The organism is Pseudoxanthomonas indica, from assembly GCF_900167565.1.
In the GTDB taxonomy this organism is placed as follows: Bacteria; Pseudomonadota; Gammaproteobacteria; order Xanthomonadales; family Xanthomonadaceae; genus Pseudoxanthomonas_A; species Pseudoxanthomonas_A indica.
The window spans coordinates 1,459,142-1,474,153 of sequence record NZ_FUZV01000001.1; the positions used below are offsets into that span (position 1 = coordinate 1,459,142).

General features: G+C 66.0%; 16 protein-coding genes. 8 read left to right on the top strand and 8 right to left on the bottom strand.

Translation table 11 applies throughout. From position 1 onward, the window contains the following. Positions 1-38 precede the first annotated feature (38 nt). The 3 genes from B5X78_RS07040 (at position 39) to B5X78_RS07050 (ending at position 2,919) form a co-directional block, all read left to right on the top strand. The gene (locus tag B5X78_RS07040) at positions 39-1,160 is read left to right on the top strand and encodes a slipin family protein (protein WP_079723712.1); all 1,122 of its coding nucleotides are present in this window, start codon (positions 39-41) and stop codon (positions 1,158-1,160) included. A gap of 90 nt (positions 1,161-1,250) precedes the next feature. Beyond that, complete coding sequence (locus B5X78_RS07045) at positions 1,251-2,468, top strand: RtcB family protein (RefSeq protein ID WP_079723713.1); 1,218 nt, start codon at positions 1,251-1,253, stop codon at positions 2,466-2,468. A gap of 163 nt (positions 2,469-2,631) precedes the next feature. Continuing rightward, positions 2,632-2,919, top strand: a complete 288-nt coding sequence (locus tag B5X78_RS07050; RefSeq protein WP_079723714.1) for a hypothetical protein — start codon at positions 2,632-2,634, stop codon at positions 2,917-2,919. Between the two features lie 12 nt (positions 2,920-2,931). Here B5X78_RS07050 and B5X78_RS07055 read toward each other — a convergent pair whose 3' ends face one another. Both B5X78_RS07055 and B5X78_RS07060 read right to left on the bottom strand, forming a co-directional pair. Further along, a complete protein-coding gene (locus B5X78_RS07055; protein ID WP_079723715.1) occupies positions 2,932-5,427 on the bottom strand; it encodes an ABC transporter permease in 2,496 nt (831 codons plus the stop codon). Further along, on the bottom strand, positions 5,424-6,128 hold the full coding sequence (locus B5X78_RS07060; RefSeq protein ID WP_079724462.1) for an ABC transporter ATP-binding protein: 705 nt from the start codon (positions 6,126-6,128) through the stop codon (positions 5,424-5,426). The genes B5X78_RS07055 and B5X78_RS07060 overlap by 4 nt, the downstream gene beginning before the upstream one ends. Before the next feature lie 136 nt (positions 6,129-6,264). Here B5X78_RS07060 and B5X78_RS07065 point away from each other — a divergent pair, with 136 nt between their 5' ends. Together B5X78_RS07065 and B5X78_RS07070 are read left to right on the top strand one after the other, a co-directional pair. Continuing rightward, on the top strand, positions 6,265-6,888 hold the full coding sequence (locus B5X78_RS07065; RefSeq protein ID WP_280522563.1) for an arylesterase: 624 nt from the start codon (positions 6,265-6,267) through the stop codon (positions 6,886-6,888). Between the two features lie 135 nt (positions 6,889-7,023). Next, the gene (locus B5X78_RS07070) at positions 7,024-7,236 is read left to right on the top strand and encodes a hypothetical protein (RefSeq protein ID WP_079723717.1); all 213 of its coding nucleotides are present in this window, start codon (positions 7,024-7,026) and stop codon (positions 7,234-7,236) included. Between the two features lie 45 nt (positions 7,237-7,281). Here B5X78_RS07070 and B5X78_RS07075 read toward each other — a convergent pair whose 3' ends face one another. From B5X78_RS07075 to B5X78_RS07095, 5 genes are all read right to left on the bottom strand, one after another. Continuing rightward, positions 7,282-8,661 carry a sensor histidine kinase gene (locus B5X78_RS07075; RefSeq protein ID WP_079723718.1) on the bottom strand — a complete coding sequence of 460 codons (1,380 nt, stop codon included), beginning with the start codon at positions 8,659-8,661 and terminating at the stop codon, positions 7,282-7,284. Positions 8,662-8,664: 3 nt separating this feature from the next. Next, on the bottom strand, positions 8,665-9,339 hold the full coding sequence (locus B5X78_RS07080) for a response regulator transcription factor (RefSeq protein WP_079723719.1): 675 nt from the start codon (positions 9,337-9,339) through the stop codon (positions 8,665-8,667). A 100-nt stretch (positions 9,340-9,439) separates the two neighbouring features. Continuing rightward, positions 9,440-9,679 carry a hypothetical protein gene (locus B5X78_RS07085; protein ID WP_139381436.1) on the bottom strand — a complete coding sequence of 80 codons (240 nt, stop codon included), beginning with the start codon at positions 9,677-9,679 and terminating at the stop codon, positions 9,440-9,442. A gap of 108 nt (positions 9,680-9,787) precedes the next feature. Further along, complete coding sequence (locus B5X78_RS07090) at positions 9,788-10,441, bottom strand: DsbA family oxidoreductase (protein ID WP_079723721.1); 654 nt, start codon at positions 10,439-10,441, stop codon at positions 9,788-9,790. A gap of 60 nt (positions 10,442-10,501) precedes the next feature. Next, on the bottom strand, positions 10,502-11,536 hold the full coding sequence (locus B5X78_RS07095; protein ID WP_079723722.1) for an aldo/keto reductase: 1,035 nt from the start codon (positions 11,534-11,536) through the stop codon (positions 10,502-10,504). 201 nt (positions 11,537-11,737) lie between these two features. Between B5X78_RS07095 and B5X78_RS07100 the strand changes: the two genes are divergently transcribed. The 3 genes from B5X78_RS07100 to msrB all read left to right on the top strand — a co-directional run bounded on the left by B5X78_RS07100 (position 11,738) and on the right by msrB (position 13,940). Then, positions 11,738-12,676 (top strand): AraC family transcriptional regulator, encoded by a 939-nt coding sequence (locus B5X78_RS07100; protein ID WP_139381437.1) that lies wholly within the window; start codon positions 11,738-11,740, stop codon positions 12,674-12,676. A 139-nt stretch (positions 12,677-12,815) separates the two neighbouring features. Further along, positions 12,816-13,373 carry a DUF3016 domain-containing protein gene (locus B5X78_RS07105; RefSeq protein WP_079723724.1) on the top strand — a complete coding sequence of 186 codons (558 nt, stop codon included), beginning with the start codon at positions 12,816-12,818 and terminating at the stop codon, positions 13,371-13,373. Positions 13,374-13,466: 93 nt separating this feature from the next. Beyond that, positions 13,467-13,940 (top strand): peptide-methionine (R)-S-oxide reductase MsrB, encoded by a 474-nt coding sequence (msrB, locus tag B5X78_RS07110; protein WP_079723725.1) that lies wholly within the window; start codon positions 13,467-13,469, stop codon positions 13,938-13,940. Between the two features lie 99 nt (positions 13,941-14,039). Here the strand turns inward: msrB and B5X78_RS07115 are convergent, their stop codons facing one another. Beyond that, positions 14,040-14,936, bottom strand: a complete 897-nt coding sequence (locus B5X78_RS07115; protein WP_229730846.1) for a DUF3800 domain-containing protein — start codon at positions 14,934-14,936, stop codon at positions 14,040-14,042. Between the last annotated feature and the right edge of the window lie 76 nt (positions 14,937-15,012).

Below are 15,012 nucleotides of genomic sequence, written 5' to 3' on the forward strand. Positions count from 1 at the left end.
CGGATCACCAGAGCCCATCCACTACAAGGAGTAGACCAATGTTCTGGACCAAGAGGGTCGTGATCGGAGACGGCGAGCGCGGCCTGGTGTATCGCAACCGTCAAATCGAGCAGGTGTTGCTGCCGGGCGTGTACACGTTCTTCGACCCGCTCAACCGCGTGCAAATCGCCGTGCACAACATCGCCCGCCCGGAGTACCAGGGCAACGATGCCGATGTGCTGATCGAGCGCCTCGGCGGAAAGCTGGCGCCGTACTTCGTGCTCGTCGATATCGGCGAGGACCAGGTCGGCCTGGTCAGCAAGAACGGCAAGCTCGAGGACGTGCTGGCTCCGGCCACGCGGCGCCTGTACTGGCAGGGTCTGATCAAGGTCGAGGTGGAGGCGGTCTCGCTGGCCTCGCTCGAAGTGGAGGCCTCGGTGGCGCGTCGTCTGCGTCAGCTCGGCGTGTTGTCCAAGCTGGCGGTGGTCGCCGATGTGCCGGCAGAGTCGGCCGGTCTGGTGTTCATCGACGGCAAGCTGGATCGGGTGCTGCCGGCCGGCGCGTACGCCTTCTGGAATTTCCAGAAGAACGTGGCGGTGGAAGTCTTTGATCTGCGCGTGCAGTCCATCGAAGTGTCGGGCCAGGAGCTGTTGACGCGCGACAAGGTCTCGTTGCGCGTCAACCTGGCCGCCAGCATGCGCGTGACCGATGTCGTGGTGGCGCGTACCAAGGTGGCCAAGATCAGCGACTACGTCTACCGCGAACTGCAGTTCGGCCTGCGCAAGGCGGTCTCCGCCAAGACGCTGGACGAGTTGCTGGGCGACAAGGCCTCGCTGGATGCCGACATCTTTGCTTACGCGCGTGGCCAGTTGACCGGCTACGGCGTGGAGATGCTGGGCGTAGGCGTGAAGGACGTGATCCTGCCGGGCGAGATGAAGGACATCCTCAACGGCGTGGTGCAGGCGGAGAAGTCCGCCCAGGCCAATGTGATCCGTCGTCGTGAAGAAGCCAACGCCACCCGCTCGCTGTTGAACACCGCCCGCCTGATCGAGGAGAGCCCGGTCCTGATGCGTTTGAAGGAACTGGAGGCACTCGAGAAGGTGACCGAGAAGATCGACAAGCTCACCGTGTTCGGCGGCCTGGAGGGCGTGCTGAAGCAACTGGTGACCATCAAGCAGTAAAGCCATGGCGGCCGCAGGGAAGCGGCCGCGATGGTTCAGGAGAATCCGCACGGGCGCGCAACAGTGGCCGTGCTATCAAGGAAGGAACGTATGAGCACTTCATTCGAACTGCTGCACGCCGAGGGCAGCACCACGCCGATCAAGGGCTGGGTGCAGGGCGTGCCGCTGGAAGCACAAGCCCATGAACAACTGCGCAACATCGCGGCCATTCCGTTCGTGGGGCCGTGGGTGGCGGTGATGCCCGACGTGCACCTGGGCAAGGGCGCCACGGTGGGTTCGGTCATTCCGACCCGCGGCGCGATCATTCCGGCGGCGGTGGGCGTGGATATCGGCTGCGGCATGGCGGCGGTGCGCACTACCCTGCGCGCCAAGGATCTGCCGGACAGCCTGGCGCAACTGCGCAGCTCGATCGAGCGCAGTGTGCCGGTGGGCAATGGCCGCGGCGGCGAGCATCGCAAGCGCCCGGACAGCATCGACACGCGCATGGCGCAGTCGGGGCTGGTCGAGCGCCTGGACGCCATCAAGGACAAGCACCGCCGCGTCCGCACCGACAAGATGGCCAACCAGCTGGGCACGCTGGGCGGCGGCAACCACTTCATCGAAATCTGCCTGGACGAGCAGGACGCGGTGTGGGTGATGCTGCACAGCGGTTCGCGCGGCACCGGCAACCTGATCGGCACCTACTTCATCGAGCAGGCACGCAAGCAACTGGAACACCGCGTGCTGGGCTTCCACCTGCCGGACAAGGACCTGGCGTTCTTCCTGGAAGGCGAGCCGCTGTTCGATGACTACGTGGAGGCGGTGTCGTGGGCGCAGGACTACGCCCGTCAGAACCGCGAGGCGATGATGGCGCGGGTGCTGGCGGAAATGCGCCACCGCCTGCCGAAGTTCCAGTTGGAGAAGATGGCGGTCAACTGCCACCACAACTACGTGCAGCGCGAGCAGCATCAAGGCGAGTCGCTGCTGGTCACGCGCAAGGGCGCGGTCAGCGCACGTGCCGGCGAGTTGGGCATCATTCCCGGCAGCATGGGCACGCGCAGCTACATCGTGCGCGGCAAGGGCAACGAGGACAGCTTCCACAGCTGCAGCCACGGCGCTGGCCGCGTGATGAGCCGTACCGCCGCGCGCCAGCAGATCACGCTGTCGCAGCACCGCGAGGCCACCGCGCACGTGGAATGCCGCAAGGACAGCGGGGTCATCGATGAGTCACCGGCCGCGTACAAGTCCATTGACGCGGTGATGGCCGCGCAGAGCGACCTGGTCGAGGTGGTCCACACCTTGCGCCAGGTGGTCTGCATCAAGGGGTGAGCCTGGCTCACCCCATTTTTCATGCGTGCCACTTGCTGGCCTCTGTGGGAGGGGCTTCAGCCGCGACACAGCAGCCGCTACCACGCAATGCGCCCAACTTTCGCGCGACGCCAACATGGCTTGCGGCAGCCTTTCGATTCCCCCAGCACGTGAGGATGTTCCCATGCATGCATTGTTCGTCGGCGGCGTCATCGACAACAAGGAAGTGGACCTGGAGGACGGTCGCCCGCCCATCCACTATCCGGAGAACAGCGGCGGCGGCCATCCGCGCTACCGGCTGCATTTTGTCGGCGAAGGCGACGGCGGCCGCGCAGTGTTTGCGGTGTACGGCGCACCGGACCTGGCCGATGACGAAGTGGAGCGTGTGATCGAAGAACGCGCTTATGCACGCCGCTTCGATGCCACGCCCAAGCGGCCGCCGGCGATCACGGGCGTGCCGGCGGCGAACTGAGGCGCTGCCGCCTCAGTTCAGTTCGCGCAGGGTCACCGAGGGCGGCGCGTCCAGCACGCGCCGCGTCGCGAACAGGCCCGCCAGCAAGGCTGCGATCAGGCCAATGCCGCCGCCCACGGCGGCCAGTTGCCAGTTCACCCGCCACGGCAGGTCGAACACCTGCGTGGCCACCACACCGGACAACACCGAGGCCGCAACGGCCGCCACCAGGCCGGACAGCAGGCCGATGGCGGCGAACTCCGATGCCTGCGCCAGCCGCAACTGGCGACGGCTGCCGCCGAGCACGCGCATCACGCCGCCTTCCAGCAGGCGTTCGTCCTGGCTGGCGCTGACGGCGGCCAGCAACACCAGCACGCCAGCGGCGAGCGAGAACCAGAACACCACCTGCACCACGGTCGACACCTGATCGGCAGTGCTGCGCACCTGCTTGAGCACCGCCTCTACATCAATGACCGAGAGGTTGGGAAAGGCATTGACCAGATCGCGGGTAAACGCGCTGCGCTGCGGCGGCACGCTGACCGCGGTGATGTAGCTGGCCGAGTAGCCATCCAACGCACCGGGCGAGGCGATGACGAAGAAGTTGGGACGGAAGCTTTCCCAATCCACCTTGCGCAGGCTGGTGATGCGGCCTTCGAAGCTTTGCCCGGCGATATCGAAGGTGACGTTGTCGCCGATTTTCCAGCCCAACGATTCGGCGAAGCCTTCTTCCACCGACAGTTCCGGGGTGGCGGTGGGCTGCGCGCCCCAGAACGTGCCTTCGGTGACGGTGTTGTCCTCGCGCAGGTGATCGGCCATCGACAGGTTGAACTCGCGATCGGCGCGACGGCGGGTCTGCTCGTCGGCCTCGGCATAGTCCTCGGCTCTACTGGGCTTGCCGTTGAGCGCGGTCAACCGGCCGCGAATCATCGGATACAGCTGCGCCTCGCCCAGGCCCTGCGCGCGCAGGAAGTCGCGCACGGGATCCAGCTGATCCTGCTGCACGTTGATGATGAAGCGGTTGGGCGCATCGGCGGCCAGCGCCATCTGCCAGCGATCCAGCAGATCGGTGCGCACGAAGGTCAGCAACAACAACGCCATCAAGCCCAGGCCCATGGCGCTGATCTGCGCCACGCTGGTGCCGGCGCGGCGGCTGACGTTGGCCAGGCCGTAGCGCAGGCTGCCGCGCAGGCGCGAACGCAGGCGGCGCACGGCGAAAATCAGCAGCCAGGCCAGCGCGGCCAGCACCGCCAGCGTGGCGATGATGCCCACCAGCATGGCCGTGCCCAGCGCGGCCGAGCCGGCTTTCCACCACAGCAGTCCAGCCAGGCCGGCGAAGCCGGTGATCGCTACCAGCCAGGCGCTGGGCTCGGTGCTGTCCAGATCGCGGCGCAACACGCGCAGTGCCGGCACGCGGCGCAAGGCGAGCACGGGCGGCGCGCCGAAGGCCAGCAGCACGATCAAGCCCACGGCATAGCCCTGCACCGCAGGCAGCCAACCCGCAGGCGGAATCGAGATGGCCATGGCCGACTGCAGCCAGTCGCCAATCGCCCATTGCAGGCCAAAGGCCATCAGCACGCCCACCGTGCAGGCGATCACGCCGAGCAAGAGCAACTCACCCACGTGCACGCCCACCAGCGTGCGCTGGCTCGCGCCGAGGCAACGCATCACCGCGGTGCCGGACAAATGCCGCTCGCTATGACGCCGCGCGGCCATCGCCACCGCCACCGCCGCCAGCACCACCGACACCAGTGCGGCCAGACCGAGGAAACGCCCGGCGCGATCCAGCCCGGAACGGATTTCCGGGCGCGCGTCCTGGATGGTTTCCAGGCGCTGGCCGCGTGCGAGTTGTTCGCGTGCGGCGTTGGTGAAACGCTCCACGCCCGCGGCATCGCCGGCGACCACCAGTCGATAGCGGATGCGGCTGCCTTCCTGCACCAATCCAGTGGCGGGCAGGTCGGCGACATTCAAGAAGACCTTGGGCGCGACATTGAAGTAGTCCAGCGCCGCATCCGGTTCCTGCACCACCAGCGCGCTCAACCGCAGCTGGCTGTTGCCGATGGCGATGGCATCGCCCAGCTTGGCGCCCAGGGTTTCCGCGCCGGCCTGGCTCATCCACACGTTGCCGGGATCCGGAATCGCCTTGGCGGCGCGCTCGTGGCCGCCGTCATCGGTGATCAGGAAACTGCCGCGTAGCGGGAAGCCAGGTTGCAGCGCGCGCAGGTCGCCCAGTTTCAGTTCCTCGCCGACGCGGATCATGCTCTGCATTTCCACTGTGCCGGTGCGTTGCAGGCCGGCATCGTCGGCCAGTTTCAACAGCGCCGGATCGATCACGGCATCACCCCGAATCACCACGTCGCCGCCGAGCAGGCGATTGGCTTCGATGGCCAGCGCACGCTCGGCGCGATCGGTGACGAAGCCCACCGCCGTCACCGCCACCACCGCCAGTACCAGCGCGGCGAACAGGATGCGGATATCGCCGGCGGCCAGATCGCGGCGCAACTGCCGCCAGGCCATGCGCAGAATCTTCATGCCTGATCGACCAGGCGGCCGCTGTCCAGGCGCAGCAGGCGTGTGCAGCGGGAGGCCAGGTGTTCGTCGTGGGTGACCAGCACCAGGGTGGTGCCGGCATCGGCATTGAGCGCAAACAGCAGGTCGATGATCGCCTGGCCGGTATGGGTGTCGAGATTGCCGGTGGGTTCATCGGCAAACAGCAGCGACGGCGCGGTGACAAAGGCGCGCGCCAGTGCCACGCGTTGTTGTTCGCCGCCGGACAGCTGGCGCGGATAGTGGCCCAGGCGTTCGCCCAGGCCAACCTTTTCCAGGATTTGCCGGGCCGGCGCTTCCACCTGCGCATCGCCGCGCAGTTCCAGCGGCAGCATCACGTTTTCCCAGGCGGTCAGCGACGGCAGCAGCTGGAAGCTCTGGAAGACGAAGCCGACCTTCTCGCCACGCACCCGCGCGCGGCCGTCCTCGTCCAGTTCCGACAGTGGCGCACCATCCAGCAACACGCGACCGCTGGACGGCGTATCCAGCCCGGCCAGCAACGACAGCAGCGTGCTCTTGCCGGAACCCGAGGCGCCGACGATGGCGACGGTATCGCCACGACGGATGCGGAAGCCGATGTCCTCCAGGATGGTCAGCTCGCCATCGGGCAGCTTCACGCGTTTGCCCAGGCCTTCAACCTGAAGCGTCTCTGTGGTGGAAATACGGTCTGCGCTGGAATCGGCCATGATCATCTCTATGCTGGTGTCCTCCATCTTCTGGAGCCGGGTTTAAATGTTTCTTAAAACTTCTCGCCCTGCGTTCACGCGTCAGTCTGTCCGCGCACGCTTCACGCTGTCCCTGCACTCTGCCATGGCGTGGGTCTTGCTGCTATTCACGGCCGCCGTGCCGGTGTTCGCGCAGGCGCCTGCGAAAGCCTCGACCTCGCCCTCCGCTGCGACACGCACGGTGCTGGTGATGGGCGATTCGCTGTCCGCCGCCTATGGCCTGTCGACTGCGCAGGGCTGGGTGGCGCTGACCGCGGATCGGGTCAACAAGACCCAACCCGGCTGGCGGGTGGTCAATGCCAGCATCAGTGGCGAGACCACCGCGGGCGGCGCTTCGCGCATCGCCGCCGAACTGCAGCGGCACAAGCCGGCGGTGGTGGTGATCGAACTGGGCGCCAACGATGGCCTGCGTGGCCTGTCGCTGACCCAGACCCGCGCCAACCTCGACAAGATGATCCGCGCCGCGCAGCAAGCCAAGGCCAAGGTGCTGCTGATCGGCATGCGCATCCCGCCCAACTACGGGCCGGACTACACGCGTGGCTTTGAAGCCAACTACAGCGACCTGGCCAGGCAGTACAAGGTGGCGCTGCTGCCGTTCCTGCTGGAGCCCATCGCCCGCGATCGGGCCAACTTCCAGGACGACAACCTGCATCCCATCGCCAGTGCACAGCCCAAGCTGCGTGATCATGTGTGGACGGCGTTGGCGCCGCTACTGAAATAGCGGATCGCGTGAAGGGCTCGTGTAGGGTTTTTCCTACACGACAAGGCGGAGTCTCCCGAGTGTTTTGCGTGGCGCAAACGGGCACTCTGCAGGTGTCGCGCAGCCATGCGCCGTTGCCGCTCGCGGAGTCCTCCCATGCCACGCCTGCTCTTCACCATCGCCGCCTCGCACCAGGGCTGGCAGTTGTATGAGGGCGAGCATGGCCGGTCCTCGTTCGATTCCCTCAGCGACGCGCGTGACAATGCCAAGCTGCTGGCGGCGACGCTGTTCGAACACCACGGCATCCCCACCGCCGTGGTCATGGACATGGCCGGACGCGAAGCCGTGGTGCTGGCCCGTCACGGCTGACCCGTCACGATTTCACGATTGACCCGTCACGATTGACTCACCCCGCTAGCCACGTGCGCGCGGCAGCCACACCACCACCCTGAGTCCGGGCTGGTTGTCGGCCAAGCGAATCTGGCCACGATGGCGCAGCACAATCGCGCGCACCAGGCTCAAGCCCAGGCCCGTGCCGGGCGAACCGCGGTGCTTTTCCAGGCGATGGAAACGATCGAAGACCCGTTCGCGATCCTCGACCGGAATACCCGAGCCCTGATCCGCCACTTCCAGCCGCGCGCCGCCGGCGTCCAGCGCCAGGCTGACGGTGACCTGCTGCCCCGCGGGTGAATACTTCACCGCGTTGTCGAGCAGGTTGATCAGCATCTGGAACAACTGATCGGCATCGCCTTGCACCGGCACGGGCTCCAACTGCGCGCCCAGGCGGATGCCACGCTCGGCGGCAATCGGCTCATACAGCTCCATCGCATCGCGCACCAGCGGTTCCAGGTCGCGCAAGGGATCGTCGCTGGCTGGCGGTTGCGCTTCCACCCGCGCCAGCCGTAACAGCGCCTGCGAGGATTGCAGCAGCTGATCGACCTCGGCGATGGCTGGTTCCAGCGCCGCGGCGGATGACGGCGAGTCGGCACGCAGCATTTCCAGCCGGGTACGCAAACGGGTCAGCGGAGTGCGCAGGTCATGGGCGATATGGTCGGTGGCTTCGCGCACGCCCGACAACAACACCTGGATGCGATCCAGCATGCGATTGAAGCGCAGCGCCAGCAGATCGAAGGCGTCGCCGCTGCCATCGCTGATCACCCGTCGATCGATGTCGCCTTCACCCACCCGCGCCACGGTGTCTTCGATCCGGCGCAGCCGATGCGAGACCCAGCGCGCGATCACCCCGCCCAGCAGCACGCCCAGCACTGCCGCCAGCAGCAAGGCGATCCAGATGGTGCGGATGCCCAACGCCAGGAAGCCGGACTCCGAGCGCAGGCGCAGGCCGGTGATCAATTCCAGGTTTGGGCCCAGGCGCTGGCGCAGCAGCAGACTGGGCACGTTGGCGTCGTCGGCGCCCGCATTGGCATCGGTCGGATCGGCCGGCACGCGGAGGCGTTCCCACACGGGTTTGGCGCGGGTGAGGCGTGGCAAGGCCGCGATGTTGCCGGCCAGGCTTTCGCCCGCGGGCCAGCGCCGCAAGCCATACAACGCGTCGGCATCGGCCGGTTGCGCCAGGCGCTGGCGCAGTTCGGCGATCAGTGCTTCCTCGCCGCCTTGCTGATACACATCGGCCAGGCCGGCGGCGTCGACCCGGATCACCTCGCGTGCATCGGCATACAGCAGCGATGACACGGTGAAGTACACCAGCCCACCCAGCAGCGCGAAGCCCAGCAGGAACGACAACCCGACCACCGCCGCCAGGCGCACGCTGGTCGATGGCAGGCGCCCGCGCATGCGCTAGCCCGCCAACCGGTAGCCGGCGCCGCGCACGGTCTGCAGCAGCGGCTCGCCATGACTGTCGATCTTCTGCCGCAGTCGGCTGATGTGCACATCGATGACATTGGTCTGCGGGTCGAAGTGGTAGTCCCAGACCGCCTCCAGCAGCATGGTCCGGGTGACCACCTGCCCCGCCTGGCGCATTAGGTATTCGAGCAGGCGGAACTCGCGTGGCTGCAACTCGATGCGCCGGCCGGCGCGGGTGGCGCGGCGGGCCAGCAGATCCAGTTCCAGATCCGCCACCTTCAGCACGGTGGGCGTGCCCTCGCCGGTGGGCAGCGCGCGGCGCAGCACGCTGTCCACGCGGGCGCTCAGTTCGGCATAGGCAAAGGGTTTGGCCAGGTAGTCATCGGCGCCGGCGCGCAGGCCTTCGACACGGTGTTCGACATCGGCCAGCGCGGTCAACAGGATCGCCGGCGTGGTGTTGCCGGCGCCGCGCAGGGTGCGCAGTACGGTCAATCCATCCAGGCCGGGCAGCAGGCGATCGATGATCAGCACGTCATAGCTTTCGGTGCTGGCCAGGAACAGGCCATCCTTGCCGTTGTCGGCGCGATCCAGTGCGTGGCCGTCTTCCTTCATGGCCTTGCCGATGAAGGCGGCGGTGTGGGCATCGTCTTCGATCAACAGGACGCGCATGACGACTCCGGCTGTGCGCGCCTAGGGTAACGCCGCCGGTCCTGGCCGGCGGCGTGGTCATCGTGACGCGGGGAGGGAGGGGTTCAGCCTGGGCGGCGGCTCAGTGCTTGACCTCGGCCGGCTTCTGCGCGGAGGGCTTGGCGGACCACTGTTCGCAATGGCCCATCTTGTTGCGCTTGGCGCAGTCGTGTTTGTCCTTGGCGGCCGTGTCAGCCGGCTTGACCTTGGCGGACACGGCCGGCTTGGCCGTGGCTTCGCTGGACTGCGGGGGATTGGTGGCGAATGCGCTGACGGTGGCCAGGGACAGGCCGAGTGCCAGCAAGGGGGTGCGTAGCTTCATGATCGTTCTCCGTCGGGTGAGAGGGGCGTGCCGGTGGGTGTTTCCCATCGCCGGCTCAGGTTGCGCGCGACCGCCTCTCGCTGGCCTTTCCCGTGGATGAACTTTTTTTCATGATTGAGCCGCCAACTGCCGCAGCGCGCGTTCGAAGGTCTCGACCGGCTGCCCACCCTGGATCAGGTGGCGATCATTGAACACCACCGACGGCACCGCACGGATACCCTGCTGTTGGTAGAAGGTCTCCTGCGCACGCACCGCCTCGGCGTATTCGTCCGAAGCCAGAATCGCGCGTGCGCGATCCGCGTTGAGCTCCGTCGACGCCACGACGTCCAGCAGTACCTCGTGCGACGAGACATCGCGCCCGTCAGTGAAGTAGGCGGTCAACAGCGCATGCTTGAGCGCGCGTTGTTGCGCGGGGCCTTCCAACTCCGCCCAGTGCAGCAGCCGATGCGCGTCGAAGGTGTTGACGATGCGACGACGACGGTCCATGTCGAAACGGAAACCCAGCGCTTCACCACGCTGGCGGATCGCCTCGCCGTTCTCGCGCGCCTGTGCATCGGTCATGCCGTATTTCTTGGTGAGATGCTCGGTGACGTCTTCACCTTCGGCGGCCATCTGCGGATTGAGTTCAAAAGGCTGGAAGTGCAGTTCCACCTGCACCTCGCTGCCGACGCGGGCGATGGCCTGTTCCAGCGCCTGCAAGCCGATGGCGCACCAGGGGCACACGACGTCGGAAACAAAATCGATCTTGATGGTCTGGGTCATGGCAGTCCTGGAAAAAGTCGACTCCGCCTGCGCGGAGGCACGGTCATGGATGACGGTCAATCAGACCGGCGTGGGATTGCGGTACTTGAAGCCGGCCTGGTGCCAGTACGGATACGGCTTGGTCACCGCGCTGGCGGCGTCCAGGCGCGCGACCTGGTCTTCACTCAGGTTCCAGCCCACCGCGCCGAGGTTCTGCTTCAGCTGCTCCTCGTTGCGCGCGCCGACCACGATGGTCGACACGGTCGGGCGCTGCAGCAGCCAGTTGAGCGCGATCTGCGGCACGCTCTTGCCGGTCTCTTTGGCAATCTCGTCCAGCACCTCCACCACGTTGTACAGGTGCTCCTGATCCACCGGCGGGCCGGACTCGATGCTGGTGGAGGATTGCAGGCGGCTGGTTTCCGGCAGCGGCTGGCCGCGGCGGATCTTGCCGGTCAGGCGACCCCAGCCCAGCGGACTCCAGACCACCGCACCCACGCCCTGGTCGGCGGCCAGCGGCATCAGTTCCCACTCGTAGTCACGACCAACCAGCGAGTAATACGCCTGGTGCGCGACGTAACGGCTCCAGCCATGGCGATCGGCGGCGGCCAGCGACTTCATCAGGTGCCAGCCGGAGAAGTTGGACACGCCCAGGTAACGGATCTTGCCGGCGCGGACCAGGTTGTCGAGGGTGGACAGCACTTCTTCCACCGGCGTGCGCGCGTCGAAGCCATGCAACTGGAAGAGGTCGATGTAGTCGGTGCCCAGGCGCTTGAGCGCGGCATCGACGGCGTTAATCAGGTGATAGCGCGAAGAGCCGACGCTGTTCTCGCCTTCGTCGAAGCGGAACGTCGCCTTGGTGGAGATCAACAGCGAGTCGCGCGGCTTGCCCTTGATGGCCTCGCCGAGGATGGATTCGGCCGCGCCCTTGGAGTACACGTCGGCGCTGTCGAACAGGTTCAGGCCGGCGTCCAGGCAGACATCGATCAGGCGACGGGCCTCGGCCACGTCGGTCTGGCCCCATGAACTGAACAAGGCGCCTTGCCCGCCAAAGGTGCCGGTGCCGAAGCTCAGCGCGGGGACGCGGAAGCCGGAAGCGCCCAGGTAGCGATATTCCATGGGGGATACTCGTGGGAGGTGAGGGCCGACCATTTCACTCCGCACCTGCGACGGCGGCAAGACAGCACGATGGAATGCTTTGTTGCCGGTCGGGTCCGGCGCCCGCAGCGGCCTGCCCATTCCTCGTCGGTCATTGCCTGATCCTGCACGAAAGGCGCTGCGCCCCTTCTGCTGACGCGCCTCGCGCGTAGACTGCCGGACATGTCGAATGCCCCCTCCCCCCTTCCCGCACCGGCCACGGACATGGACAGCCTGGTGGATATGCGCCGCGCCCAGCTGGCCGAGCTGATTGAACGATTCACCGTGGTCGACGGCATCCACGAGATGCCGATCGAAGGCCTGCGGATGGCGCGCCTGAGTGCGCCGAGTGAGCCGATGCGCGGCATCCAGGACCCGGCGCTGTGCCTGATCGTGCAGGGCTGCAAGCAGACCATGCTCGGCGAAGACGTGTACGAGTACGACGCCTCCCGTTACCTGGTGGCCTCGGTGGATCTGCCGATCACCGGCCAGGTGATCCGCGCCACGCCCGAAGAGCCTTACCTGTCGCTGGTGCTGAAGTTGCCGCCCGCCGACATCGCCGCACTGGTCACCAAGGCCGAGGAAGCCTCGGCGCCGCTGCCACCGCCGTCGCGCGGTTTGTCGGTAAGCCGCTGCGATCCCGAACTGCTCGATGCCGTGCTGCGGCTGGTGCGCCTGCTGGATGCACCGCAGGACATCGCCATGCTGGCGCCGCTGGTGATCCGCGAAATCCATTACCGCCTGCTACGCAGCGATCAGGGCGGCAACCTGCGCCATATCGCCATGCCCGACAGCCAGGGCCACCGTGTGGCCAAGGCGATTGGTTGGCTGCGCCAGAACTATGCGCAACCGATGCGCATCGATCACATCGCCGAGCAGGTGCACATGAGTCCATCGGCCCTGCATCACCACTTCAAGGCGGTGACCACCATGAGCCCCCTGCAATACCAGAAACAGCTGCGCCTGCAGGAAGCGCGCCGGCTGATGCTGGCCGAGGTGGTGGACGCGGCCACCGCAGGGCACCGCGTAGGCTACGAGAGCCCGTCGCAGTTCAGCCGCGAATACAGCCGCATGTTCGGCGCACCGCCGCTGCGCGACGTCGAGCGCCTGCGCGCTTCGTAGGCCGGGCCGTTGGGCTGAACGAACCGCGTCCAGCAAATGAATGCAGATTGACGGCAGGCGCGCCGGAGCGCCTGCGCGCGTTGCCGCTGACGCCGCCAGCAGCGCAGAATCAGACTCACATTCCCACTGGAGCGCCGCCATGAAACGCGTGATCCTGACTTCCCTGATGGTGTTGGCCCTGGCGGTGGCCGGCAGCGCCGACGCCCGCGGCAAGCGCGTCACCGATGCTGACTATCCGCGCCAGCTGACCACCGCGTCTGCGGTCAGCGTCGACTGGACCGACCCCAACCAGTTCACCGACATCCGCTATTCCGGCAACCGCTGGGAAGCCGCGCAGGGCAACTGGGTCGTGGATCTGGCCACTTACCTGCAGAAGCAGGCCGGCAAGAAACTCGCCAACGGCCAGCAACTGCACGTGACCATCACCGACATCCGTCGCGCCGGCATGTATGAGCCGGGCCGCGGCATGAACCTGGATCGGGTGCGCATCATCAAGGATATCTACCCGCCGCGGATGACCTTGAACTTCAGCCTCACCGGCGCCGATGGCCAAGTGATCTCCGAAGGCGAGCGCAAGCTGGTCGACAGCGCCTTCCTGATGGGCAGCGGCCTGGTCAGCGATACCGACCCGCTGCGCTACGAGAAGCGCATGCTGGACGACTGGATCAACAAGGAACTGGGGCAGAAGGGCGTCTGAGCCCGCGCGCCTTGCCGGCACCGCAACGCCGGCGCGGCTTGAAGCCTGCGCCGGCACCACCATATCGGTGGTATTCCCCCTGGAGGCCCACCGATGAGCCGGTTTGATCTGACTCCTCCCAGCGATGCCCAGCGCGAAACGCTGGTCGCCGACCTCAGCGATGAGGAACGCCGCGTCCTGCTGCAACATGGCACCGAAGCGCCGTTCTGCGGCATTTTCCTGGACAACAAGCGCGAGGGCGTCTACACCTGCCGCACCTGCGGCCTGCCGTTGTTCCGCTCCAGCGCCAAGTTCGATTCCGGTACGGGTTGGCCGAGTTTCTTCGCCCCGTTCGACGAAGCCCACATCGGCCGCATCCGCGACAGCAGTTACGGCATGATCCGCACCGAGATCGTCTGCGCCCGCTGCGGCAGCCATCTGGGCCATGTGTTTCCCGACGGCCCGCCGCCCAGCCATGAGCGCCATTGCCTGAATTCGGTGTCGCTGGCTTTCACCGGTGAGGGCGAGGCCCTGCCCGACCGGATGGGACGCGGTGCGCCGGAAGGCGAGGTGCTGGCCGCCGGCTAAGGCCGCTTGCCTTGAACGCTTGAAAAATCCAGTCCGGGCTCCTAGAGTGGCATCCAAGTGGACTGGGAGTTCCCGGTCGGCGTCAGAGCCTCGGTGAGATCACCGGGGCTTTTCGCTGTCTGGGGTCGGGAAAATCTTGTGCCCGCACCCTTCAAATCCCATGCCCACGTTGCGTCGTCCACCGCGACAGAAGAACTTCTGCCGCAGGACCTCAAACGCTCGATTCCGTTCGTTGGGCCGCAGGACGGACAGCCCGATCGGGCGGGCCACCAAATCCGCCAGCTGCAGTCCAGACGAGTTGGTCTTCTTGTCCGCGAAGACAATGAAGAATGGCAGCGGCTTTTCCCAGCGATTGGCCCCGTCACAAATGCGCCTGAACTCCCGCGCCAAATCGCGATCCTCCTTCTTTCCCCTGCATTCCACGACGATATGCGTGGGAAACCCCTCCTGCTTCTTCTCCAACATCAGCTCGTACAGCGTCTCCAGGCAGAATCCCAGCGCCAGGTGGTAAGGGTTACCTTCCCGTTGGGATCGTTCCCGCAGCCTGAGCTTGTCGATGACACAACTCAGCAGGATGAAATTGCTGCTTTGGATGATCTGCGTCAGCTCGTCAATGAAGGCATGCTTGTGTTGGCGGTCATTGAACTTGAATTCGCCCTTCTCTTTGCGGATTTCATTCTCGTGGAGAACGATCGTGTCGTGTCCGAAGTGCCGGAACTTGAATGTCTCGATGGCGGGCGCGACTGCTTGCGCATAGTGCCGCTTGTGAAAGACACAGAACGCGAGAACAAACAGCGGATAGTTCGGGTCAACTGTTTCCAGGCCATGGTCGCCGCTTTCATCCACGTAGCAAATGTAGTGGCTGAATGGCTGCGCCGGTCCCGTCGGACCCGGCGCTTGCTCTTGCCCATCCAGCCGACTTTCCTTTGCCAAAGCCATCTGGCAGGACGGACCCAGTTCGGCCGCGTCGCAAACTTCCCTGTTGCCTTCCGACATCGATGCTCCCCGTCTCATCGACAGGATATTCGACACCCGCGCCCAACTTGCGCCAACGCAGCGACAGCCTCTTTCT